Origin of the sequence: Amycolatopsis thailandensis, assembly GCF_002234405.1 — a bacterium.
GTDB classification, from domain to species: domain Bacteria; phylum Actinomycetota; class Actinomycetes; order Mycobacteriales; family Pseudonocardiaceae; genus Amycolatopsis; species Amycolatopsis thailandensis.
This window is the reverse complement of sequence record NZ_NMQT01000118.1, coordinates 48,091-67,840: the sequence shown is the minus strand read 5'-3', so window position 1 is coordinate 67,840 and position 19,750 is coordinate 48,091. Positions and strand designations below refer to the sequence as shown.

Here is a 19,750-nt window from a genome sequence, read left to right as displayed (position 1 = left end):
GGCGGTTTCGGCAAGCACAAGATCAACTCCGCGTACGCCAGGGCGATGCTCGACGAGCGCAAGAAGCAGCAGGAGAACGGAGTCTCCGACCCGAAGGAACTCGACCAGAAGGCCAACGAGGCCGGGGCGAAGACCCTGATCAAGACTGTCGAGCAGCTGACCGGCTCGACCATCGACAACTACGCCGCCATCAACCTGCTGGGCTTCAGCGAGATCACCCAGGCCATCGGCGGTGTCGACGTCTGCCTCAACGACGACGTCAACGACCAGTTCTCCGGCGCGAAGTTCACCAAGGGCCCGCACACCATCTCCGGGGTGGAGGCGCTCGGCTTCGTCCGGCAGCGCCACGGGCTGCCGCGCGGCGACCTCGACCGCGTCGTCCGGCAGCAGGTGTTCATGGCCGGGATGGCGCGGAAGGTGCTCTCGGCGGGCACGCTGGCGAACCCGGGCAGGCTCAACGACCTGATCGCGGCCATCAAGAAGTCGGTCGTGCTCAACCAGAACTGGGACATCTTCGGCTTCGCGCAGCAGATGAAGGGCCTCACCGGCGGGCAGCTCGAGTTCCGGACGATCCCGGTCGTCAACATCGAGTACAAGACCCCGAACGACGGTGTCGCCATCCAGGTCGACCCGAAACAGGTCAAGAACTTCGTCCAGGGGCTCGCGGGCCCGCAGCCCGGCGAGCAGCCGCCGCCGTCCGCCGAGTCGCCCAACAAGGCGACCACGGTCGACGTCCGCAACTCCACGACCCGCGACGGGCTCGCGTCGGCGGTGCTGAAGCAGCTCGTCGACAAGGGCTTCACCGCGGGTGACACGGCCACCGCCACCGCGCGCAAGAAGACCGTCGTCTGGGTCGCCAAGGGCCAGAAGGCGGCGGGCCAGGCCGTCGCCGACGAGCTCGGCGGCAACCCGACCGTCCAAGAGGACAAGAGCGTCGAAGCCGGGCACGTGATGGTCTTCCTCGGCTCGGACTTCAAGACGCCGGGCGGTGCGGAGGGCTCCGGTTCCTCGCAGAACGCCGCCGGCTCGTCGGCCGCCGTCCCCCCGCCCGAGCAGTCCGACGAGAAGCCGATCACCGCCGAAGGCGTGCCCTGCGTCAACTGACGCACGCTCCTGACCGGTTTTCTTCACCCGTTCGGCCCAACAAGTCAAAATCGGTATGAAAAGCACCCCCGAAACCGCGTAAGAGCGGGCGACCTGCCGACTTTCATACACGTGAGTGCGCTCGTGCCGCTTTTTGTCACAGGGGGCGAGCCGGTGGAAGAGGGGTCGGGGAGAGTGCTGATCGACGCTGAGAGCTATCAGCGGATACTCGGAGACGAGCTCCGCAAGCTCCGCCGTAAACGTGGCTGGACACGCAAGGAACTGAACCAGCATCTGCAGAGCGAGATCTCGCTCCAGACGCTGGCCACCTACGAGCTGGGGACCCGGCACTGTTCGGTGGTGCGACTGGTCGAACTGTGCGTGGCGATGGACGAGCTGCCGCAGGATCTGCTGGCCAAGGTGCACCGGAGGGTGTTCGTGGACGAACCCGGCCGGGTCCGGATCGACCTGCGCCTGGTGATCAAGGACGAACAGGAAGAACTGCTCCCACTGCGACGGTGGGCGAACGACCGGCTCAAGCGGTCGGGCGACAACGGCTCCGCCGAGGTCCATCTCGACTTCGCGGCGCTGGAGCGGATGGCCGAACTCTGCGGCATCCCCACCGTCGATCTCATCGGAAGGCTTCGCCGGCTCAACCCCTCATGAGCGCGGCGTTCCCCGGTCCGTGAAGGCCATGCCCCCCATCTTGGCTTTCACGGACCCTCCCCACTTTCAGCCGAGGAGTTCGTAGTCCTCGCGCTTCACCTGGCGGGTGGCCAGCCAGTACCGCCAGGTGAAGCCCGGCCAGATCGTGCGGTTGACGCCCTTCGCGTCCAGGTACCAGCTCTTGCAGCCGCCCTGGGTCCAGATGCCCTTGGCGAGCTTGCGCTGGATGTCGCCGTTGAACCGCTCCTGCGCCTCCGGCCGCGGATCGAGCGCCTTGCCCCGTGCGAGCCGCAGTGCCTGCGCGACGTAGGAGATCTGCGCTTCGATCATGAACACCACGGAGTTGTGCCCCAGGCCGGTGTTCGGGCCGAGCAGGAAGAACAGGTTGGGGAATCCGGACACGGTGATGCCCTGATACGTCCGCATGCCCTCGGTCGCCCACTCCTTGCCGAGGTTGCGCCCGTCGCGGCCGATGATCTCCAGGTCGTCGAAGGCGTCCGTGACGTGGAAGCCGGTGCCGTAGATGATCGCGTCGACCTCGTGCTCGACACCGGCGCCGTCGACGACGCTGTGCTCTCGGACCTCTTTCACGCCCTCGGTGACGACGTCGACGTTGTCCCGCGCGAGCGCCGGGTAGTAGTCGTTGGAGACCAGGACCCGCTTGCAGCCCATCGTGTAGTCCGGCGTCAGCTTCCGGCGCAGCTCGGGATCCTTGACGCTCTTGAAGATGTTGCGCTTCGCGATGCGCTGGCCGATCTTCATAACCCACGGCTGCCCGTTGAAGCCGATCGCGCGGGCTTCGAGACCCCAGTAGAGGACGTTGCGGAAGGCCCGCTGAAGCAGCGGCACCGAGCTGAACGCCTTCTGCAGCGCCTCCGGCATCTCGCGGTCCGGCTTCGGCATGATCCACGGCGGCGTCCGCTGGAAGAGCGTCAACTCCGCGACGTCCTTCGCGATCCGCGGCACGAACTGGATCGCGCTCGCGCCGGTGCCGACCACGGCGACCCGCTTGCCCTTGAAGTCGTAATCGTGCTCCCACTGCGCGGAGTGGAACGCCCGGCCCTTGAAGCGCTCGATGCCCGCCAGCTTCGGGATCTGCGGCAGATGCAGCGCCCCGACCCCGGCGACCAGCGCGGGCGCGACGAACTCTTCGCCGGACTTCGACGCGACGTGCCAGCGGTTCTCGTCGGCGTCCCAGCGGGCGCCGGTCATCTCCTGTCCGAAGCGGATGAAGCGGTGGAGGTCGTACTTCGCGGCGACGTCGCGCATGTAGCGCCAGATCTCCGGCTGCGGCGAGTACGCCCGGGACCAGCCGGGGTTCTGCTCGAACGAGAACGAGTACATGTGCGAGGGGATGTCGCAGGCGCAGCCGGGGTAGGTGTTGTCCCGCCAGGTGCCGCCCACGTCGTCGGCCTTCTCCAGGATGACGAAGTCCTCGCGACCCTCTTTCCGCAGCTGGATGGCCATGCCCAGCCCGGAGAAGCCGGTTCCGACGATGACGACACCGGTCTCGGTGCGGTTGCCCATGACCCGACCTCTCACTCGCATTACCTGTTACCGGGAGTTCACCTTACTCGAAGTAGGTTACCGTCGGTAGAGTGTTGTGGTGACGACGGCGAAGCGCAAACGCATGCCTCGGGCAGAGCGTGAACGACAGATGATCGCGATCGCCGAGGAAGTCTTCGCCGAGCGTGGCTACAGCGCGGCTTCGATGGACGACATCGCCGAGCGGGTCGGAGTCTCAAAGCCGATGCTCTACGAGTACTTCAACTCGAAAGAGGGGCTCCTGCTGGCCTGCATCCAGCAGTCGCGGGCGGCGTTGCGCGAGGTCACCGAACGGGCGACGGTCGGCGCGACGTCCGCCGAGGACGCGCTACGGCGCGGTCTGCTCGCCTTCTTCGTCTTCATCCGGGAACGCCGGCAGGCCTGGTCGCTACTCCGCCACGAGATGGCATTGATCGGGACCGGCGCCGCCGACGAGATCGAGCAGACCCGGCGTCAGCAGACCGATCTGATCGCCGCCCTGATGAGCGGCTACTTCGACTCGGGCGACGACCTGCGCGCCGAGGCGTCCGCGGAGTTCGTCGTCGGCGCGTGCGAACGGCTCGCGATCTGGTGCGAGCGACACGACGAGGTCAGCCCGGAATTGGCGACCGAATACGCGATGGACGTCCTCTGGTCAGGCCTGTCCGCGAGGGCCCGCTGAAACGACTGTGAAGATGCGCGTGCATTAGGCCATTCGGTCGTCACTCAGAGCACATTGCCGCCAGTGTCTTGTGACACAGAGTTGTCCTACTGTATCGATGACACTGTAGAAACTCTGATGGACCTTCACGGCCTCGGTCAGGAGGGGGCGCCACCACCCGAAAGTGGCGTCATGACGAGGGCGTGGCGGAGTCCACAGAGTGACGCATGCTCGCGAGGAGAGGGGTGAGGCGGATGACCGAACCGATCACCGCGTCGTACGTCCAGGAGGACGACGACTGGAAGGTCACGGTCAGCGGCTCCGGCAAGGAACTGACCGGTCGCGCGCCGGGCATCATCGCGGCGCGGGACCGAGCCGACCAGCTGGTCGAGAAACTGTCCCCGCCGGAACGGTCGACTGTCGTGCATCTGCTCAACGGCAGCGCACTCGACTTCACCGCCGCCTACATGACGGCGAGGCTGACGCTCCCGGAGATCGAACCGCTCGAGGTTCCTCCCCCGGCGAACGGCAAGGCCAAGGAGAAGACCGGCGGCAAACCCCCGGTGCCCCAGGGCAAGGAGCTTCCGAAGGCCGTCGACGAGGCCGCCAAAGCCCCGGAGAAGGCCGAGCCTGCCAAGACGCCCGCCAAGGCGGCCCAGACCTCCTGAGACCTACTTCAGGAGTTTGCGGATCAGCAGTACGCCGATCAGCACCGCCCCGCCGATGAGCGGGTACTTCACCTTGGGCTCGTCCAGCTTCGCGCGCAGACCGGTCTTCGCGGAATCCACCAGCTTCGCGGGGTTCGCCTTCGTGCCCAGCTGGTCGAGTGTGGCGACCAGCGCGTTCCTGGCCTGCTCGATCTCACGCTCGATGGTCTCGGGATCGCGAGCCACGTGTCCTCCTCGCCGCGACGGACTTGCTGGGAGCCCACGTTAGAGGACGCCGCCCCCGCCGGTGGCATCGGCCACGCCGAGAAACGCCGAACGTGTCGCACGCTACGATTTCGGGGCAGCACTGGGGGCCCGTAGCCCAATTGGCAGAGGCACACGGTTTAGGTCCGTGCCAGTGAGAGTTCGAGTCTCTCCGGGCCCACCCAGCTCCCACCCTCGTGAGTGGCAAGTGTCGTTCTAACCGTCCCCGCCACTCACGAGAGCCAAGTGATCGGCCAGCCATGCCCGGCTCCCGGCCACGGTCAGTCCGTTTCGTGCCACATCGCGCAGAACAGCCTCGTCGTACGCGCGGCCGGCGAGTTCGGCTTCGGTGAACTCCAGAGGACGGGTGTCGTTGCCGGTCCATCGGGTCACCTCGATCGCCATTTCATCGACCTGTGCCGTCCAACGGTCGCCATCGGCGTCATCGGGCCGGATCAGCAGCAGGTCAAGGTCGCTGTCCTGCGTCATCTCCCCGCGTGCCACCGAGCCGAAGACCGCGGCGTACACCGGCGGGACCTGCCAAGACTCCAGCCGATCCTCGATGCGTTCCAGAAGCGTCTTCTGAATCCGGGCTAGTCCGATGATGTACTCCGCCGCGAGATGGTCACGGTTGAGCCGGTACGCGAAGGCGTTGCCGACTCTGTCGGACTCAACGACACCCTGCTTCGTCAGGCGCCGCAGCACTTTGCGGATGCCCTCCTCCGAATGCCGGGCCAGCAGGCGATGCAACTGCCCGGACGTGAAGATGCCGTCATGGCTGGCGAGGACGGCGAGCACGTCGCCGTCGACGGTGGGGGTGACCGTCATCAACGGCCGACTCAAGTCCACTTTCCACTTCCCGGAACGCTTCAACTATAGTACTGGTACATCAACTATAGTACGCCTACTTGCCCGAGTTCGACGATGGGCACAAGTATTCAAGGTAGAAGCTGGTACTTTGGTACCTGAGAGTAGATCGGGACAGCAGGAGGAGAGCCGGTCATGGCCGCAGCGACCGCACCCATCAAAGTCGACGCCGCGACCGATGAACTCGTGTCCCACGCGGCCCACTTCCTATCGCGTTCGAAGAAGGACATCGTCGACGCCGCCGTACGCGAGTACATCGACGCGCACCGCGACGAGATCAACGCCGGAATCAAAGCCGCCCTCGGTCAGCTCAACGGCTCTGACTCTGCCGCCGTCTCACTGATGACCGGATTCAGTGGTGACGAACTCGATGATCTCGGCGGCATGCCGAAGTAGCCGAGCGCGTATCGATCGATCTCAGCTCAAGGCCGTTCACTAGCATTTGATCATGACTCAGGTCACAGTCGGCGTCCGTCCGACCAAGAGATGCGTTGCCGATCTCGGCCTTTCCTTGCCGGACCTCGGCCATCCTCTCGACGAGATGGACGATTCGATCGTCGTCACCGCCCAGTCGATCCCCGCGCTTCGGAACGCCGGCGGCGCTCAGCGGATCTTGTCCCTGAACGACCGTGTGTGGTTCAAGGTCAAGACCAGAGATCGCCGGGCGATCGTGACCAGGTTGCAGGACGACGACCTGCAGGACGGACTCCCGGGCGAAGTCGGAGCTTGGTGGATCGGCGCGGCCGGACACCGTCAGGCCGACAGTCCCCAACGCGACTTCTACGAAGCGATTCGGCGCGAGTGCGCCAAGGGCAAGACCGTTTCGACCGCTCATCTGCTCCCCGCCGAATGGGACTGGAAGCGCCTCAGCGCGGAGCAAGCAGTGGCCTGGCGACGCGAGATGAAGCGGCTGGTGATCCGTCTCATCGCCATGTCGCTCACTAGTGGAAAGCTCGCGGTAGCCGAGTTCCAGAACCACCGCATCAAAGCTCTCGTCCGCGTCGATGACGCACATGAGGCCTACCTGGCGATCATCGCCGAAGGAATTCCGGACCCGAAAATCTTCGCTCTGCTCCTCGACTGCGTTCCCGGCGTCACAAGGGACGACTGGCAACCCGAACCGTCCGAGCTGGCGGCATTGGAACCGGCCCCCGGCGAGATCGTCTGGTCAACACTGTTCCCGTCGGAAGTCGCGGGCACGATCCTCGAACTCGACGCGGGTCACCGCGCCCGGTCGTAGACCAGCGCCATCTCCCCCAGTTCCCCGACCTCCTGATAAGCCAGCCTCCACTTCGAAGCCGGCAGGCCGTCGACGAACAGCCGCTGCCCGCCGCCGGTGATCTCGGGGCAGATCATCAGGTACAGCCGGTCGATCAGGTCCTCCGCGAGCAGGGCCTTGATGACACTGGCGCTGCTGTTGACCAGGATGTCCCCTTCCCCGCTCGCCTTCAGGTCGGCGATGACGTCGGCGGCGGGGGCGTTCGCGATGCGGGCGCGGTCCCAGGGCGCTTCGGTCAGGGTCGTGGAAAGGACGACTTTTTCGGCGTCCACCAGCCACTTCGCGTAGGCGCGGTCGCGCGGGTCGGCGTTCTCGTCGGCGGCGATCGTCGGCCAGAAGCCCAGGAATCCCTCGGCGTTCAGTCTGCCGAGGACCGCGGTCGTCGCCTTGTCGTGGATGCGCGCGAGGTGAGCGCGGGCGACTTCGGTGGTGGCGTACGAGACGATCGCGCCCATGTCGCCGGGGCCACCGGGGCCGCTGTAGTGACCGTCGAGGGTGAGGCTGATGTTCGCGGTGACGCGGCGGCCGGTCGGGTTCGTCATGTCGTTCGGTCCTTTTCCTGAGTGAGTCGGGCTGCGAGGTTGTCGAGCACCTGGCCCCAGCCGGTTTCGATCCCGGCGATGAAAGGCACTGCTTCGACGGTGGTTTCGGTGACGCGCAGGTCGAGCCGGAGCCGGGTCCCGCCCGGCGCTTCGGTGAAGTTCAGGTCGTAGTGACCGGTGAAGAAGACCTCTCCCTTGGCGTCCAGCACCGAGAGGTCGAACTCGAGGTGCCCGGGTTCGGTCGCGGCGCGGACCTCGCCCGCGGAGCGGTACCGCCCCTCCGCGTCGCGGTAGTCGAGAACGGCACGCCCGCCCGGCCACGGCTCGATGACGCAGTCGGTGACGGTCATCGAGGGCGGCGCCCACCACGACGCGAGCAGCCCGGGCTCGATCCAGTGCCGCCAGACGTCGGCACGCTGGGCGACCAGCAGGCGGTCGAACGAGAACATCCGTCCGTCCGCCCACCGGTCCTGCTTCGCGGCCTCGGTGTCCGCGCCGATCGCGGCCTGATAGCGCGCGAGGACATCCCGCTCGCCCTCGTTCGCCTCGATGGTCGCGATCAGCGCCCCCAGGCACCCTTCGAAGTCCTTCAGCGGAGCCGCCTCGACCGCGTAGACGCGACGCTGCCCGAGCGGGAACACCGTCACGAGCCCGGCGCGGGCGAGAGTCTGGAGGTGCTTGGTGGTCTGCGGCTGCCGCAGGCCGGTCAGCTCGGCGAGCTCGCCGACGGATCGGGGCCGCTCGGCGAGCAGCTCGACGATGCGCCACCTCGCTCCGTCACCCAGTGCTGCTGCGATCTGCTCCATGCCCAGAAGTATTCACTTAGCAGAATATTCTTGTCAAGGAATATCTTGGACCTGGAACTCCAGCAGGCTGCGCTCTTCGGTCAGCGTGGTGACGGAGTCGAAGACGAGACCGTGCGCGACGGCGAGTTCGCGGAGTTCTTCGAGACGCCGTTCGCGGCCGCCGTAGAGCACGAGCATGACCAGGTCCCACTCGGTTTGCGCGCCGAGTCCGCCGACCGCCTCGATGACCAGGACGCGGCCTCCGGGACGCGCCGCTTCGGCGCAGCGAGCCAGGACGCGATGGGCGTGCTCGTCGTCCCAGTCGTGGAGGATGTCCGACAGCAGATACGCGTCCGCCCCGGCCGGGAGCGGGTCGAAGAAGCTGCCCGCGGTGACCTCGGTCCGGTCTTCGAGCCCCTGCTCACGCAGCTCTTTCTCGGCGGCGGCCGCGGTCGGCGCGAGGTCGACGAGATGGCCGCGCACCGAAGGATTGGCCGTCAGGATGGCGGCGAGCAGGCTGCCGTGGCCTCCGCCGACGTCGACGATCGTGCCGAACCGTGACCAGTCGAACCCGGCGACGATCCCCGGCACCTGCGTCAGGAACCGTTGGGTCATCTGCCGGTCGAAAGTCTCGCGCAGCCGGGGTTGATCGGCGAGGTCGGTCCAGAAGTCCTGCCCGTACCGGCGGATGTAGCCCGCCTCACCGGTGGCGATGCTGTGCGCGAGTTCGACGAACGCCAGTTCGCCTCGCCCGCCGGCGGCGTTCATGTCCAGGAGGCCGGCGAGCCCGTTTCCCGCGTCGGCGCGGAGTTTCGCCCCGTACGCGGTCGTGCGATAGCCGGTCGACGTCGGCTCGACGACGCCGAGGGTCGCGAGATGCCCCAGTAACAGGCCGAGGGGAAGTGGTGCTTGGCCGAGTTCCGTCGCGAGTTCGTCCACGCCGGCACCGGCACCCGACAAACGGTCCGGCAGTCCGAGGGTGACCGCGACCCGCAGCGCCATCGGGGTCGCGAGCCCGGCCAACTTCAGGAATTCCTGTCTGTCCTTGTCATGAGTGGTCACGGCTATCCACTGTGGCAGCGCGGTCAACCGACTTACGGCGTCAACGTCCGCCCGGTGAGGCCCGCGGTCTCCACCGCCTCGACGTAGCTCCGCGCGACGACCGCCGCCGGGGTGCCGCCGTCCGGTTCACCGAGCGCGGCGAGCGTTTCGCTCACCCAGCCGGGGCTGACGGCGTTGACGCGGAGGCCGCGCGGCAGTTCGCGGGCCGCCGTGGCGACGAACGCTTCGAGACCGACGTTGGTCAGGACGCCGAAAGCGCTGCCGCGCAGCGTTTCCGGGATCCGGCCCGAGGTCAGCGTGACCGAACCACCGTCCGGCAGACGCGGGATCGCGTGCCGCAGCAGGAACACCTGGCCGAGCAGTTTCCCTCGCAGCCCTTCGACGAACTCTTCGTCGGTACCGCCGTCCACCGGGACCAGCGAACCACTTCCCGCGCAACACACGACGTGCTCGATCCCTGATTCGGCGGCGAAGACCGCGTCGAGTGTGCCGGGCCGCTCGACGTCCACCTTGATTTCGCCGGACCGGGACGCGGCGAGCACCGTGTGCCCGCGCGTGGTGAGCGCTGACGAGACCGCGGCCCCGATCGTCCCGGTGGCACCGACCACGAGGATCTTCATCGGCGTCTTTCCCCCTTCAAGGTCGTCCGGGCGTGATGCCGGGAATGGACTTCAGCTCCCCCAGAAGCATCGAGCTGACCGCCACAGGATAGTCGTCGAGCGCGTACAGCGACCCGGCGAGCTCCACCCGGACCGGGGTCTCCCCCTTGTGTGCCAGCAAAGTCCGCCTCAGTTCGAGGACCACGTCCTCGGTCAGCCTCGCGGCGACGGCGTGCAACGTCAGGGGCGGTTCTTCGTCCCCGGCCGCGGAAAGATCCAGCGGCACCAGGCCGCCGCCGAACACGGACATCTTGTCCTCCCGCCAGTTCACCCGGCCGCTGACGCGGACGGCGTTGTCCTCGGTCAGTTCCGCCACGAACAACGCGTACGCCTTGGGAAAGAACAGCACTTCGAGCGCGGCGTCCAGATCCTCGATCGTGCAGATTGCCCACGGCTCGCCCTTCTTGTTCACCCGCCGCTCCAAGGAGGTGATGAGCCCGGCGACGACCAGTTCCCCCTCCCTCGGCGGATTGTCGAGGATCGCGGCGATCGGGCGGGGCGCGTGCCGGCGCAGGACTCGTTCCGCGCCGTCGAGCGGATGCGCGGAGACGTACAGCCCGAGCATTTCCCGTTCGTGGGTGAGCAATTCCTTGCGCGGCCACTCCTCGACGCCGAACCTGAGATGAGCCAGCGGCGAGGTGTCTTCTTGGCTCTCCTCGTCCGCGCCGAAGAGATCGAACTGGCCCATCGCCTGCTTGCGTTTCAACGGCACCACGGCGTCCACCGCGTCCTCGTGCACCCGCAGGATCGAGAGCCGCGTATGCCCGAGCGAGTCGAAAGCGCCCGCCTTGGCCAGGGACTCGACGACGCGTTTGTTGCAGGCCAACAACTCCGCCTTATCGAGGAAGTCCGTGAACGACGCGTACTTCCCCTTCTCCCGCCGTGTCGCGATGATCGAATCGACCACGTTCGCGCCGACGTTGCGCACCGCGCCCAGCCCGAAGCGGATCGCGTCCCCGACCGCCGAAAACCGGAGCCCCGACTCGTTGACGTCGGGTGGCAGCACCTTGATCCCCAGCCTGCGGCATTCCGAGAGGTAGACCGCCGACTTGTCCTTGTTGTCCCCCACCGAAGTCAGCAGGCCCGCCATGTACTCCGCCGGGTAGTTCGCCTTCAGGTACGCGGTCCAATAGCCGACCAGGCCGTAACCCGCGGCGTGGGACTTGTTGAACGCGTACCCGGCGAACGGCAGGATCGCGTCCCACAGGGCCTGTACGGCCTCGCGCGAGAACCCGTTGGCGACCATGCCGTCCCGGAAACCCTCGAACTCCTTCTCCAGCACCTCTTTCTTCTTCTTGCCCATCGCCTTGCGCAGCACGTCGGCGCGGCCCATGGAATAGCCGGCGACGTCACGCGCGATCCGCATGATCTGTTCCTGATAGACGATCAGGCCGTGCGTCTCGGCCAGGATCTCGCGCAGCGGCCCGGCCAGTTCCGGATGGATCGACTCGACCGGTTGCCTGCGGTTCTTGCGGTCCGCGTAGTTGTTGTGCGTGTTCATCGCGATCGGGCCGGGCCGGTACAGCGCGTTCACCGCGATGATGTCGCCGAATCCGGTCGGCCCCATCCGGCGCAGCAGATCCCGCATCGCGCCGCCGTCGAGCTGGAAGACGCCGAGACTGTCGCCGCGGGCGAGCAGTTCGTAGGTCGCCCGATCGTCGACGCCAAGCGTGTCGAGATCGATGTCCTCGCCGCGGTTTTCCTTGATGTTGTCCAGCGCGTCGCCGATGACGGTGAGGTTCCGCAGGCCGAGGAAGTCCATCTTCAGCAGGCCGATGTTCTCGCACGACGGGTAGTCCCAGCCGGTGATCACCGCGCCGTCGTCCCGCCGCCACAACGGGATCGCGTCGAGCAGCGGTTCGCTCGACATGATGACGGCGCAGGCGTGCACCCCCGCGTTGCGGATCAGTCCTTCCAGCCCGCGGGCGGTCTCGAAGATCTTGGCCGCCTCGCCGTCGCCTTCCAGCAGCGCCCGGACCTCGGCGGCTTCGGCGTACCGCTCGTGGTCCGGCTCGACGATCCCGCCGAGCGGGATGTCCTTCGCCGCGACCGGCGGCGGCAGCGCCTTGGAGATCCGGTCCGCGATCGCGTATCCGCTCTGTCCATAGTGGACGCGTGCGGAGTCCTTGATGGCCGCCTTGGTCTTGATCGTGCCGAAGGTGATGACCTGCGCGACGTGCTCGGCGCCGTACTTGTCGGTGGCGTAGCGGATCATCTCGCCGCGCCGCCGGTCGTCGAAGTCCATGTCGATGTCCGGCATGGACACCCGTTCCGGGTTGAGGAACCGTTCGAAGAGCAGGCCGAGGTCGATCGGGTCCAGGTTGGTGATGCCGAGCGCGTACGCGACGAGCGAGCCCGCCGCCGAACCGCGGCCGGGTCCGACCCGGATGCCGACGCGGCGGGCGTGGTTCATCAGGTCGGCGGTGATCAGGAAGTACGCCGGGAAGCCCTTTTCGGCGATCACGCCGATTTCGAAGTCGGCACGGGCGACGTAGGCGTCGGGGACGCCGTCCGGCAGCCTTCGCCGGAGCCCGGCCGCGACCTCCTCGCGCAGCCAGGACTCCTCGTCGTGTCCTTCCGGGACGTCGAAGACCGGCATGCGGTCGACGTGCCGGTAGACGTCGTCGTAGGGCTCGATCCGTTCGGCGATGAGCAGCGTGGAGTCCGCCGCGCCCGGGACCTCGGCGTCCCAGTACCGGCGCATCTCCTCCGCGGACTTGAGGTAGTAGCCGTCGCCGTCGAACTTGAACCGGCCGGGATCGTCGAGGGTCTTGCCGGACTGGACGCACAGCAGTGCCGAATGCGCGTCCGCCTGATCCTGGGTGACGTAATGCGAATCGTTGGTGGCCAGGGGTTTCAGGCCGAGTCTGCGGCCGATGTCCAGCAGCCCGTCCCGCACGGACCGTTCGATCGGGAGGCCGTGGTCCATCATCTCCAGGAAGAAATCGTCCGCGCCGAAGATGTCGCGGTAGTCCGAGGCCGCCTGGATCGCCTCGTCCGGCTGACCGAGCCGGAGCCTGGTCTGCACCTCACCGGACGGGCAGCCGGTGGTGGCGATGACGCCTTCGTGGTGCCGGGCGAGGAGTTCGCGGTCCATCCGGGGCTTGCGGTAGTAACCCTCCAGGCTGGCCAGGGAGGACAGTTTGAACAGGTTCCGCAACCCGGTCGCGTTCTCCGCCAGCATCGTCATATGCGTGTAGGCGCCGCCGCCGGACACGTCACCGCCGTCGCCACGCCGTCCCCAGAACACCGGCTTCTTGTGGAAACGCGACTCGGGCGCGAGGTAGGCCTCGATGCCGATCACCGGTTTGAGCCCGGCACGGACGGACTGCCGGTAGAACTCGTCGGCGCCGTACATGTTCCCGTGGTCGGTCATGCCCACGGCGGGCATGCCGAGCCGCTGGGCCTCGGCGAACAGCGGCGCGATCTTGGCCGCGCCGTCGAGCATCGAATACTCGGTATGAACGTGCAGGTGCACGAAGGAGTCCACCGGCCACTCCCCACGGTTGTACGATTCCGGTCCGACGCGACGATTGGACCCAAGTCACGCAGGCGATGTCCAACAAGCGACACGCGATCAGTGACAACCAGAAGTTGTAGGGAGAGCAAGGTGGAGCTGGACCTGGGCGCGGTGCGCGCGTTCCTCGCGGTGGCCGAGGACCGGTACTTCAGCGAGGCGGCGATCCGGCTGGACGTGAGTCAGCAGGCGATCTCCAAACGGGTCGCCAAACTCGAAGCGGATCTCGGCGTGCGGCTGCTTTCGCGGACCCGCGGCGGCGCCGAGCCGACCGAAGTCGGCGAGGAGTTCCTCGTCCACGCCCGGGCGCTGATCAGCCTCGCGGACCAGGCCGTCGAACGTCTTCAAGGCAGGCGCCGCCCCCTGCGTGTCGACGTCCTCGGCACCCGGCTGGCGACCATGGAGGTGATCCGCGCCTTCCACGCCGACCACGACGACGAACTGGAGCTCGTCACGCCGGGTTTGGGCGCGGTGCGCCGGTCGATGCTGCCCGATTCGGTCGACGCGGCCTTCGCCCGCGTCAACACGGTGAAAGACCCCGGGATCGGCCGGATACCGGCCTACCTGGAGCCGGCGAACCTGCTGGTGGGGCGACGGCATCCGCTCGCACGACGGCGCCGGGTCGCGATGGCGGAGCTCGCCGGTCTGACGGCGTGGATGCCGTACAACGCGCGGGCCAGCGAATGGGCGGAGTTCTGGCAGGAGCTGTGCCCGGCGTTCGGGATCCTCGTCGACACCGACGGCCCGAACTTCGGGCTCGAACACCACATCGAGGTGCTCGGCGAGTCGAAGGACCGCCTGGGTTTCGTCGGCGCGAAGATGCACGTGCCCTGGCATCCGGACGTCGTCCAGATCCCGCTCGTCGACCCGACGCCGGTGTACCCGTTCTCTCTGCTGTGGCGGCACGAGAACCGGCACCCCACGCTGCCGCTGCTGATCGAGCACGTCCGGTCTCATTACCGGCCCTTCGACCCGGATCGCCAGTGGCTCCCGGTGGCGGACCGCGAGGCCATGACCCCTGTGCACGATGCCAACGGTTCGGAAAAGTGAAGCCGTGGTCACCGGCGAGGACGTGCGGGCGAACCTGCCGGACATGCGGGTGTCCGAGAGCCACGCGCCGGGCGTGGACAAGGTGCGATATCCCGGTGCCAGTTCATCGTGGACGCGGCACGCCCCCTGGAAGTCCGTGAAGGCCTCCTTCCCTACCTTCAGAGTAGGGAAGGAGGCCTTCACGGACTTCCAGGTTCAGCCGATGATGTCGATCTCGAACTCCACGTCCGAGCTGTATTCGTAGTCCGCCCATACCGCGCCCGGCAGGGCGTACCGCCGGTGCGACACGGTCTTGGGGTTGAATCCGGGTGTCTTCAAGGGATTCCCGCCGACACCGACCTTGTCGCTGCCCCAGGCGTAGATGTTGCCCTGCCATACGGGCGAGTCGGTGACGCCGTCGCCGTCGACGCGCGGGCGGACGACGATCGCTGCCGACTCGCTGCCGGAGAGCAGCAGCCGCACGGACGTGGTGGCGGTACTCGCCGGAATGGTCCTGCGTTCCATGAGTTCTGAGCTCGCCTTCCGCTTCGGGGCGGCACCGCCGCCGGTCAAGTGGGCGTTCGTGTAGGACTCGTCGAGGTCGACACTGCTCGCGCGGATACCGGGGACCTGACCGGATTCCGTGAACTGGTGGATGTCGTAGCGGCCCGCGGCCGGATCGGGTTTCGCACCGAACCGCGCGATCCAGATGACCAGGTCCCGCACGCCGAACTGGTCCGGACGCAGCATCTTGGCGTGCGCGTTGTTCATGTAGACACCGGGACGGAACCCGTGTTCCGCCACGCGGTTGCAAAACCTGATCGCGAAGTCGCGCTTGCGCCCGTCGGGGATGTCCGGCATACCCGAGCCGGGCGGGTTGTCTTCGAGGTCGAGCATCGGGACACATCCGGTCGCCCCGAGCCGCCGGACCTCGTTGATCAGCACGTCGGCCTGCGCTTCCGGCGAAGGATTCGCCTGGGCGAAGTGATAGCCGCCCACCGGGATTCCCACCGATTTCGCGCCTGCCACCAGCGCCTCGCCGGTGTTGCGGCCGCCGTTCGGCAAGCCACCACCGTCGGTGAGCTTGACGAAGACGAACGTCACCCCATGATCCTTGACGGCTTGCCAATCGGTAACGGTCTGAAAGCGGCTGTAGATATCTATTCCCAGCGCCATCGTTACAGCCTGACGGGTGTACCTGTTGGACAAAAGGGCCTAGTGGGCGATTACAGGTACGTCCGATTCGCCCTTTTGGGCGGCCCCTCCCTGGCTGACCCGGCTCACCCGTACCCGTACTGTGAGTGTCATGGCGTCTCGAAGCCCCTTTCGCTGGATGACCCGGTGGGCGGACTGGTTCGAAGAGCGCGGCGTCTACGTCCCTGGCGAGGAGAGCCGGGCGGTCGATCCGATGCGCGATTTCGGCTGGTTGATCGTGGCCTGGGTGTCCGGTCTGGCGATCTTCATCCTGTTCTTCGCCTTCGCCGTTTGATCCCGGCGGGTGTGTCACCGAGGTGACTGCTGTCACTAGCCGTGCCCTTCCGATCACGGATCGGCCACGGCTGTACACCAGGTGCGCGTCAACCCGGCCGTGCCGCTCCTCTCGGCTGCGGAAGACCGTCACTCTGGACTCTTCGGCACTAATGACTACCTCGAACGGCCCACCCGCACCGCCGACTGGAGTAACCGCACATGGCGCCCCCGCGCACCCCGAAGCTCTTGATCGCCGCCTGCTCACTGATGCTGGCGGCCGCGTGCGGGGTTCAGGCACCGGAAAAAGGGGCCGCCGTGCTCGGCGCGGACGCCCCGGCACCGGGGCTGGCGGCGACGCACGCGGAGGGTGACCTCGCGTTCGGCGCCCCGCACCGGTTCGCGACCGGGGTGACGATCGCCGTGTCCGCGCCGAAGTCGTTCCGCCCCAGCGCGTCGGCGTACCCGCAGAGTCCGCGCGCGGTGGCCTTCGGCATCGAGGTGACGAACGCGGGCGACGGCACGTACCGGCTCTCCGGCCTGTCCGTGACCGGCGAGGTGGACGGCGAAAGCCCGTCGGTCAAACAGGTCGTCGACCCCACACAGGGCTACAACGGCATCGCGGACGCCGGCAAGGACGTGGCGCCCGGCCGGTCGGTCCACTTGAACCTGGCGTTCGCCGTGCCGGACAGGCCGGTGAAGCTGCGCCTCCAGGTGCGGCCGAGCCCCTCGGAGCCGGTCGCCGCGAAGTACTGCGGGAAGGTCTGACGCCGCCGGTTCGCTACCGTGTGCGTCATGACCGAGCAGCGACTCTCCCCCGGCGACAAAGCGCCCGACTTCACCCTCCCCGACAGCGAGGGCAACGACGTCAAGCTCAGCGACTTCCGCGGCAAGTCGGTCGTCGTGTACTTCTACCCGAACGCCGGCACGCCGGGCTGCACGAAGCAGGCCTGCGACTTCCGGGACAGTCTCGCGCAACTCAACGACGCCGGTTACCAGGTCCTCGGCATCTCGCCGGACAAGCCCGCGAAGCTGGCGAAGTTCGTCGAAGCGGAAGGGCTGACCTTCCCGCTGCTCTCCGACACGGAGAAGACCGTCCTCAAGGCATACAGCGCCTTCGGTGAGAAGAAGAACTACGGCAAGGTCTACGAAGGTGTCATCCGCTCGACGTTCGTCGTCGACGCCGAGGGCAAGATCGCCGTGGCGCAGTACAACGTGCGGGCGACGGGACACGTCGCGAAGTTGCTGCGGGACCTCGACCTGGCGTCCTGAATCGTGAGTGGCGATTCGGGTCAGAGCGGACCGGTATTACCTACCCACGCCTGAACTGGGCGAGAGTGGTGGTTCCGCGGCTGCCAGGGCGCGACCGGCTGCAGACGAGATGACGAGGGAAGATTCCGGACGTCCAACGGCCGGAATCTTCCCCCGTCGACCACACCGGCATCACTCGACCGCCGATCACACCGGTGGGTAGGTAAAGACGAGTCCGCCAGAACCCGAATCGCCACTCACGACCACCTCAACCGGCCAGCTTCCGCAGCTCCCCCACCAACGCGCGCAAAGCTTTCCCCCGATGCGAAGCACCGTCCTTTTCGGACGGATCCAGCTCGGCCGAGGTCCGCGTCCCGCCCTCCGGCACGAAGATCGGGTCGTACCCGAATCCGTTGGCACCACGGCGCTCCCGGATCAGCGAGCCTCGCCATTCCCCGCGCACCACGGTCTCCTCGCCGCCGGGGACGACCAGCGCGGCCGCGCAGACGAAGGCCGCGCCCATCCGCTCGTCGGGAGTGTCGGAAAGCTGCGCCAGCACGAGGTCCAGGTTCGCTTCGTCGTCGCCGTGCTTGCCCGACCAGCGGGCCGAGAGCACGCCCGGCATGCCGTTGAGCGCGTCCACGGCGATGCCGGAGTCGTCGGCGATGGCCGGGAGGCCGGTCGCGGCGGCCGCGTCCTGCGCCTTCGCGAGCGCGTTGCCTTCGAAGTCCGGAGCGGTTTCGGGTGCTTCGGGGAACTCGGGGACGTCGGCGAGGCCGATGACCTCGACGCCTTCGATCCCTTCGGCCACCAGGATGCGCCGGAGTTCTCCGAGCTTCTTCGCGTTGCGGGTGGCCAGGAGCAGCTGGGTCACTTCGCGCCCTTCTTCTTGTCCGGGCGCGGCTCGGGGAGTTCGCCGGGATACGGCAGCGCGAGGGCCTCGGTCTGGAGCCGGGTCAGCTCTTCGCAACCGGCCTGTGCCATGTCCAGCATGGTGTCCAAAGTGGACCGCGCGAAGGTGGCGCCCTCGCCGGTGCCCTGCACCTCGATGAGGGTGCCCGCGTCGGTGGCGACGACGTTCATGTCGACCTCCGCGCGCGAGTCCTCTTCGTAGGGCAGGTCGAGGCGCACCCGGCCGTCGACGACGCCCACGCTCACCGCGGCCACGGAGGACGAAAGCGGCTGCGGGTCGGCGAGGCGGCCCGCGGCGCCGAGCCACGTGACGGCGTCGGCGAGCGCGACGTAGCCACCGGTCACCGCGGCCGTGCGGGTGCCGCCGTCGGCCTGGATGACGTCGCAGTCGATGACGATCGTGTTCTCCCCCAGCGCCGCCAGGTCGATGCAGGCGCGAAGGGACCGGCCGATCAGCCGGGAGATCTCGTGGGTGCGGCCGCCGACGCGGCCCTTGATGGATTCGCGGTCGCTACGGGTGTTGGTCGCCGACGGCAGCATCGCGTACTCGGCGGTGACCCAGCCGAGGCCGGAACCGGCCCGCCAGCGGGGGACGCCTTCGGTGACGCTCGCCGCGCACAGCACCCTGGTGTCGCCGAATTCGATCAACACCGAGCCCGCGGGCCACCGCTGGAAACCGCGGGTGATCTTGATGTCGCGAAGCTGGTCGTCGTTCCTGCCGTCTTTTCTCGCCACGGCCGCCACTCTAGAACCCCGCGTCAGAGGTCGTAGACGGCGCCCTGTTCGACCAGCTCGGCCGCGGGGTACGCGACGGCCGCCTCGGCGAGGACGGCGGCGCGGTCGGTCCAGGGCGCGACGTGGGTGAGCAGCAGCCGCCCCACCTCGGCCTTGCGGCCCAGCTCCCCCGCTTCCTTGCCGGACAGGTGGACACCGGCGGGCCGGTCGGGCGAGTCGGTCCAGGACGCTTCGGAGAGCAGGACGTCGACACCACCGGCGAGGTCGGTGAGGGTGTCGCAGACGCCGGTGTCGCCGGTGTAGGCGAGGGTCTTGCCGCCGTGCGCGATCCGCAGGCCGAACGCCGGGGTCGGGTGGTCGACCGGGACCGCGGTGATCTCGAACGGACCGATCCGCTCGGGCTCCGCGCTCAGCGGGTGGAAGGCGAAGACGTCGGAGAGATCGGTGGTCGCCCGCTCCTCCTCGTTCGCCGCGTAGGCGTAGGCGAGCCGCTCGTGCACGTCGGACGGCCCGTACACCGGCAGCCGGGCCGGCCTCGCCGGATACGGCAGCGCCGGGTGGTAGCGCCGCAGCACGGTGAGCGCGCTGACGTCGGCGCAATGATCGGGGTGGAGATGCGAAAGGATCAGCGCGTCCAGGTCGAACGGGTCGCGCAGGGCCTGAAGCCTGGCGAGCGTCCCGTTGCCGAATTCGAGCCCCAGGACGAACCCGTCCGCCTCGAGCAGATAGCCGGACGCGGCGGCGTTGGGCCCGGGGATGCTGCCTGAGCAGCCGAGGATCGTGAGACGCACTGTGACACC

22 protein-coding genes and 1 tRNA gene are annotated in these 19,750 nt (G+C 67.5%); 11 read left to right on the top strand and 12 right to left on the bottom strand.

Translation table 11 applies throughout. The annotated features are described in order from the left end of the window. Together CFP71_RS31875 and CFP71_RS31870 are read left to right on the top strand one after the other, a co-directional pair. Positions 1-1,104: LCP family protein (locus CFP71_RS31875; protein WP_093937649.1), on the top strand; the 1,104-nt coding region annotated here is incomplete at its 5' end. Positions 1,105-1,278: 174 nt separating this feature from the next. After that, positions 1,279-1,749, top strand: coding sequence for a helix-turn-helix domain-containing protein (locus CFP71_RS31870; RefSeq protein WP_093937648.1), 471 nt, complete (start codon positions 1,279-1,281; stop codon positions 1,747-1,749). Positions 1,750-1,815: 66 nt separating this feature from the next. On the opposite strand, the gene CFP71_RS31865 is transcribed toward CFP71_RS31870, so the two are convergent. Then, positions 1,816-3,276, bottom strand: a complete 1,461-nt coding sequence (locus CFP71_RS31865; protein ID WP_093937647.1) for a flavin-containing monooxygenase — start codon at positions 3,274-3,276, stop codon at positions 1,816-1,818. A gap of 79 nt (positions 3,277-3,355) precedes the next feature. On the opposite strand from CFP71_RS31865, the gene CFP71_RS31860 reads away from it, so the two are divergent. Further along, a complete protein-coding gene (locus tag CFP71_RS31860) occupies positions 3,356-3,955 on the top strand; it encodes a TetR/AcrR family transcriptional regulator (protein WP_093937659.1) in 600 nt (199 codons plus the stop codon). Between the two features lie 233 nt (positions 3,956-4,188). Next, on the top strand, positions 4,189-4,602 hold the full coding sequence (locus CFP71_RS31855; protein ID WP_208636080.1) for a hypothetical protein: 414 nt from the start codon (positions 4,189-4,191) through the stop codon (positions 4,600-4,602). 3 nt (positions 4,603-4,605) lie between these two features. Here CFP71_RS31855 and CFP71_RS31850 read toward each other — a convergent pair whose 3' ends face one another. Further along, positions 4,606-4,827, bottom strand: a complete 222-nt coding sequence (locus tag CFP71_RS31850) for a DUF3618 domain-containing protein (RefSeq protein WP_005165704.1) — start codon at positions 4,825-4,827, stop codon at positions 4,606-4,608. A gap of 125 nt (positions 4,828-4,952) precedes the next feature. Here CFP71_RS31850 and CFP71_RS31845 point away from each other — a divergent pair. Further along, positions 4,953-5,026, top strand: a tRNA-Leu gene (locus CFP71_RS31845). 35 nt (positions 5,027-5,061) lie between these two features. Here CFP71_RS31845 and CFP71_RS31840 read toward each other — a convergent pair. Continuing rightward, a complete protein-coding gene (locus CFP71_RS31840; RefSeq protein WP_244199914.1) occupies positions 5,062-5,643 on the bottom strand; it encodes a nucleotidyltransferase domain-containing protein in 582 nt (193 codons plus the stop codon). A gap of 204 nt (positions 5,644-5,847) precedes the next feature. On the opposite strand from CFP71_RS31840, the gene CFP71_RS31835 reads away from it, so the two are divergent. Both CFP71_RS31835 and CFP71_RS31830 read left to right on the top strand, forming a co-directional pair. Next, positions 5,848-6,108: a hypothetical protein gene (locus CFP71_RS31835; protein WP_093937644.1), complete on the top strand. Its 261-nt coding sequence runs from the start codon at positions 5,848-5,850 to the stop codon at positions 6,106-6,108. 52 nt (positions 6,109-6,160) lie between these two features. Then, complete coding sequence (locus CFP71_RS31830) at positions 6,161-6,952, top strand: hypothetical protein (protein WP_093937643.1); 792 nt, start codon at positions 6,161-6,163, stop codon at positions 6,950-6,952. On the opposite strand, the gene CFP71_RS31825 is transcribed toward CFP71_RS31830, so the two are convergent. From CFP71_RS31825 to dnaE, 5 genes are read right to left on the bottom strand one after another with little or no spacing between them, the layout of a single operon-like run. Beyond that, positions 6,934-7,533: a dihydrofolate reductase family protein gene (locus CFP71_RS31825; RefSeq protein ID WP_093937642.1), complete on the bottom strand. Its 600-nt coding sequence runs from the start codon at positions 7,531-7,533 to the stop codon at positions 6,934-6,936. The two genes, CFP71_RS31830 and CFP71_RS31825, sit on opposite strands and share 19 nt — an antisense overlap. Next, positions 7,530-8,339, bottom strand: coding sequence for a metalloregulator ArsR/SmtB family transcription factor (locus CFP71_RS31820; RefSeq protein WP_093937641.1), 810 nt, complete (start codon positions 8,337-8,339; stop codon positions 7,530-7,532). Before CFP71_RS31820 ends, CFP71_RS31825 begins: the two co-directional genes overlap by 4 nt. A 33-nt stretch (positions 8,340-8,372) precedes the next feature. After that, the gene (locus CFP71_RS31815; protein ID WP_093937640.1) at positions 8,373-9,380 is read right to left on the bottom strand and encodes a methyltransferase; all 1,008 of its coding nucleotides are present in this window, start codon (positions 9,378-9,380) and stop codon (positions 8,373-8,375) included. A 32-nt stretch (positions 9,381-9,412) separates the two neighbouring features. After that, positions 9,413-10,000 (bottom strand): SDR family oxidoreductase, encoded by a 588-nt coding sequence (locus CFP71_RS31810; protein WP_093937639.1) that lies wholly within the window; start codon positions 9,998-10,000, stop codon positions 9,413-9,415. 16 nt (positions 10,001-10,016) lie between these two features. Continuing rightward, positions 10,017-13,529 carry a DNA polymerase III subunit alpha gene (dnaE, locus tag CFP71_RS31805; RefSeq protein WP_093937638.1) on the bottom strand — a complete coding sequence of 1,171 codons (3,513 nt, stop codon included), beginning with the start codon at positions 13,527-13,529 and terminating at the stop codon, positions 10,017-10,019. Positions 13,530-13,649: 120 nt separating this feature from the next. Here dnaE and CFP71_RS31800 point away from each other — a divergent pair, with 120 nt between their 5' ends. Then, positions 13,650-14,606 (top strand): LysR family transcriptional regulator, encoded by a 957-nt coding sequence (locus tag CFP71_RS31800; RefSeq protein WP_093937637.1) that lies wholly within the window; start codon positions 13,650-13,652, stop codon positions 14,604-14,606. Between the two features lie 195 nt (positions 14,607-14,801). Here CFP71_RS31800 and CFP71_RS31795 read toward each other — a convergent pair whose 3' ends face one another. Continuing rightward, positions 14,802-15,761: a glycoside hydrolase family 25 protein gene (locus CFP71_RS31795; RefSeq protein WP_279629257.1), complete on the bottom strand. Its 960-nt coding sequence runs from the start codon at positions 15,759-15,761 to the stop codon at positions 14,802-14,804. A 130-nt stretch (positions 15,762-15,891) separates the two neighbouring features. Here CFP71_RS31795 and CFP71_RS31790 point away from each other — a divergent pair, with 130 nt between their 5' ends. The 3 genes from CFP71_RS31790 (at position 15,892) to bcp (ending at position 17,324) form a co-directional block, all read left to right on the top strand. Further along, the gene (locus tag CFP71_RS31790; protein ID WP_026466904.1) at positions 15,892-16,074 is read left to right on the top strand and encodes a hypothetical protein; all 183 of its coding nucleotides are present in this window, start codon (positions 15,892-15,894) and stop codon (positions 16,072-16,074) included. Positions 16,075-16,274: 200 nt separating this feature from the next. Beyond that, a complete protein-coding gene (locus CFP71_RS31785) occupies positions 16,275-16,820 on the top strand; it encodes a hypothetical protein (RefSeq protein WP_093937636.1) in 546 nt (181 codons plus the stop codon). A 27-nt stretch (positions 16,821-16,847) separates the two neighbouring features. Continuing rightward, complete coding sequence (gene bcp, locus CFP71_RS31780) at positions 16,848-17,324, top strand: thioredoxin-dependent thiol peroxidase (RefSeq protein ID WP_093937635.1); 477 nt, start codon at positions 16,848-16,850, stop codon at positions 17,322-17,324. Positions 17,325-17,571: 247 nt separating this feature from the next. On the opposite strand, the gene rdgB is transcribed toward bcp, so the two are convergent. The 3 genes from rdgB to CFP71_RS31765 are packed head-to-tail and all read right to left on the bottom strand — an operon-like array spanning position 17,572 to position 19,741. Further along, positions 17,572-18,177, bottom strand: a complete 606-nt coding sequence (gene rdgB / locus CFP71_RS31775; protein ID WP_093937634.1) for an RdgB/HAM1 family non-canonical purine NTP pyrophosphatase — start codon at positions 18,175-18,177, stop codon at positions 17,572-17,574. Beyond that, positions 18,174-18,950, bottom strand: a complete 777-nt coding sequence (gene rph, locus CFP71_RS31770) for a ribonuclease PH (RefSeq protein WP_093937657.1) — start codon at positions 18,948-18,950, stop codon at positions 18,174-18,176. Before rph ends, rdgB begins: the two co-directional genes overlap by 4 nt. Before the next feature lie 23 nt (positions 18,951-18,973). Then, complete coding sequence (locus CFP71_RS31765; protein ID WP_093937633.1) at positions 18,974-19,741, bottom strand: MBL fold metallo-hydrolase; 768 nt, start codon at positions 19,739-19,741, stop codon at positions 18,974-18,976. Between the last annotated feature and the right edge of the window lie 9 nt (positions 19,742-19,750).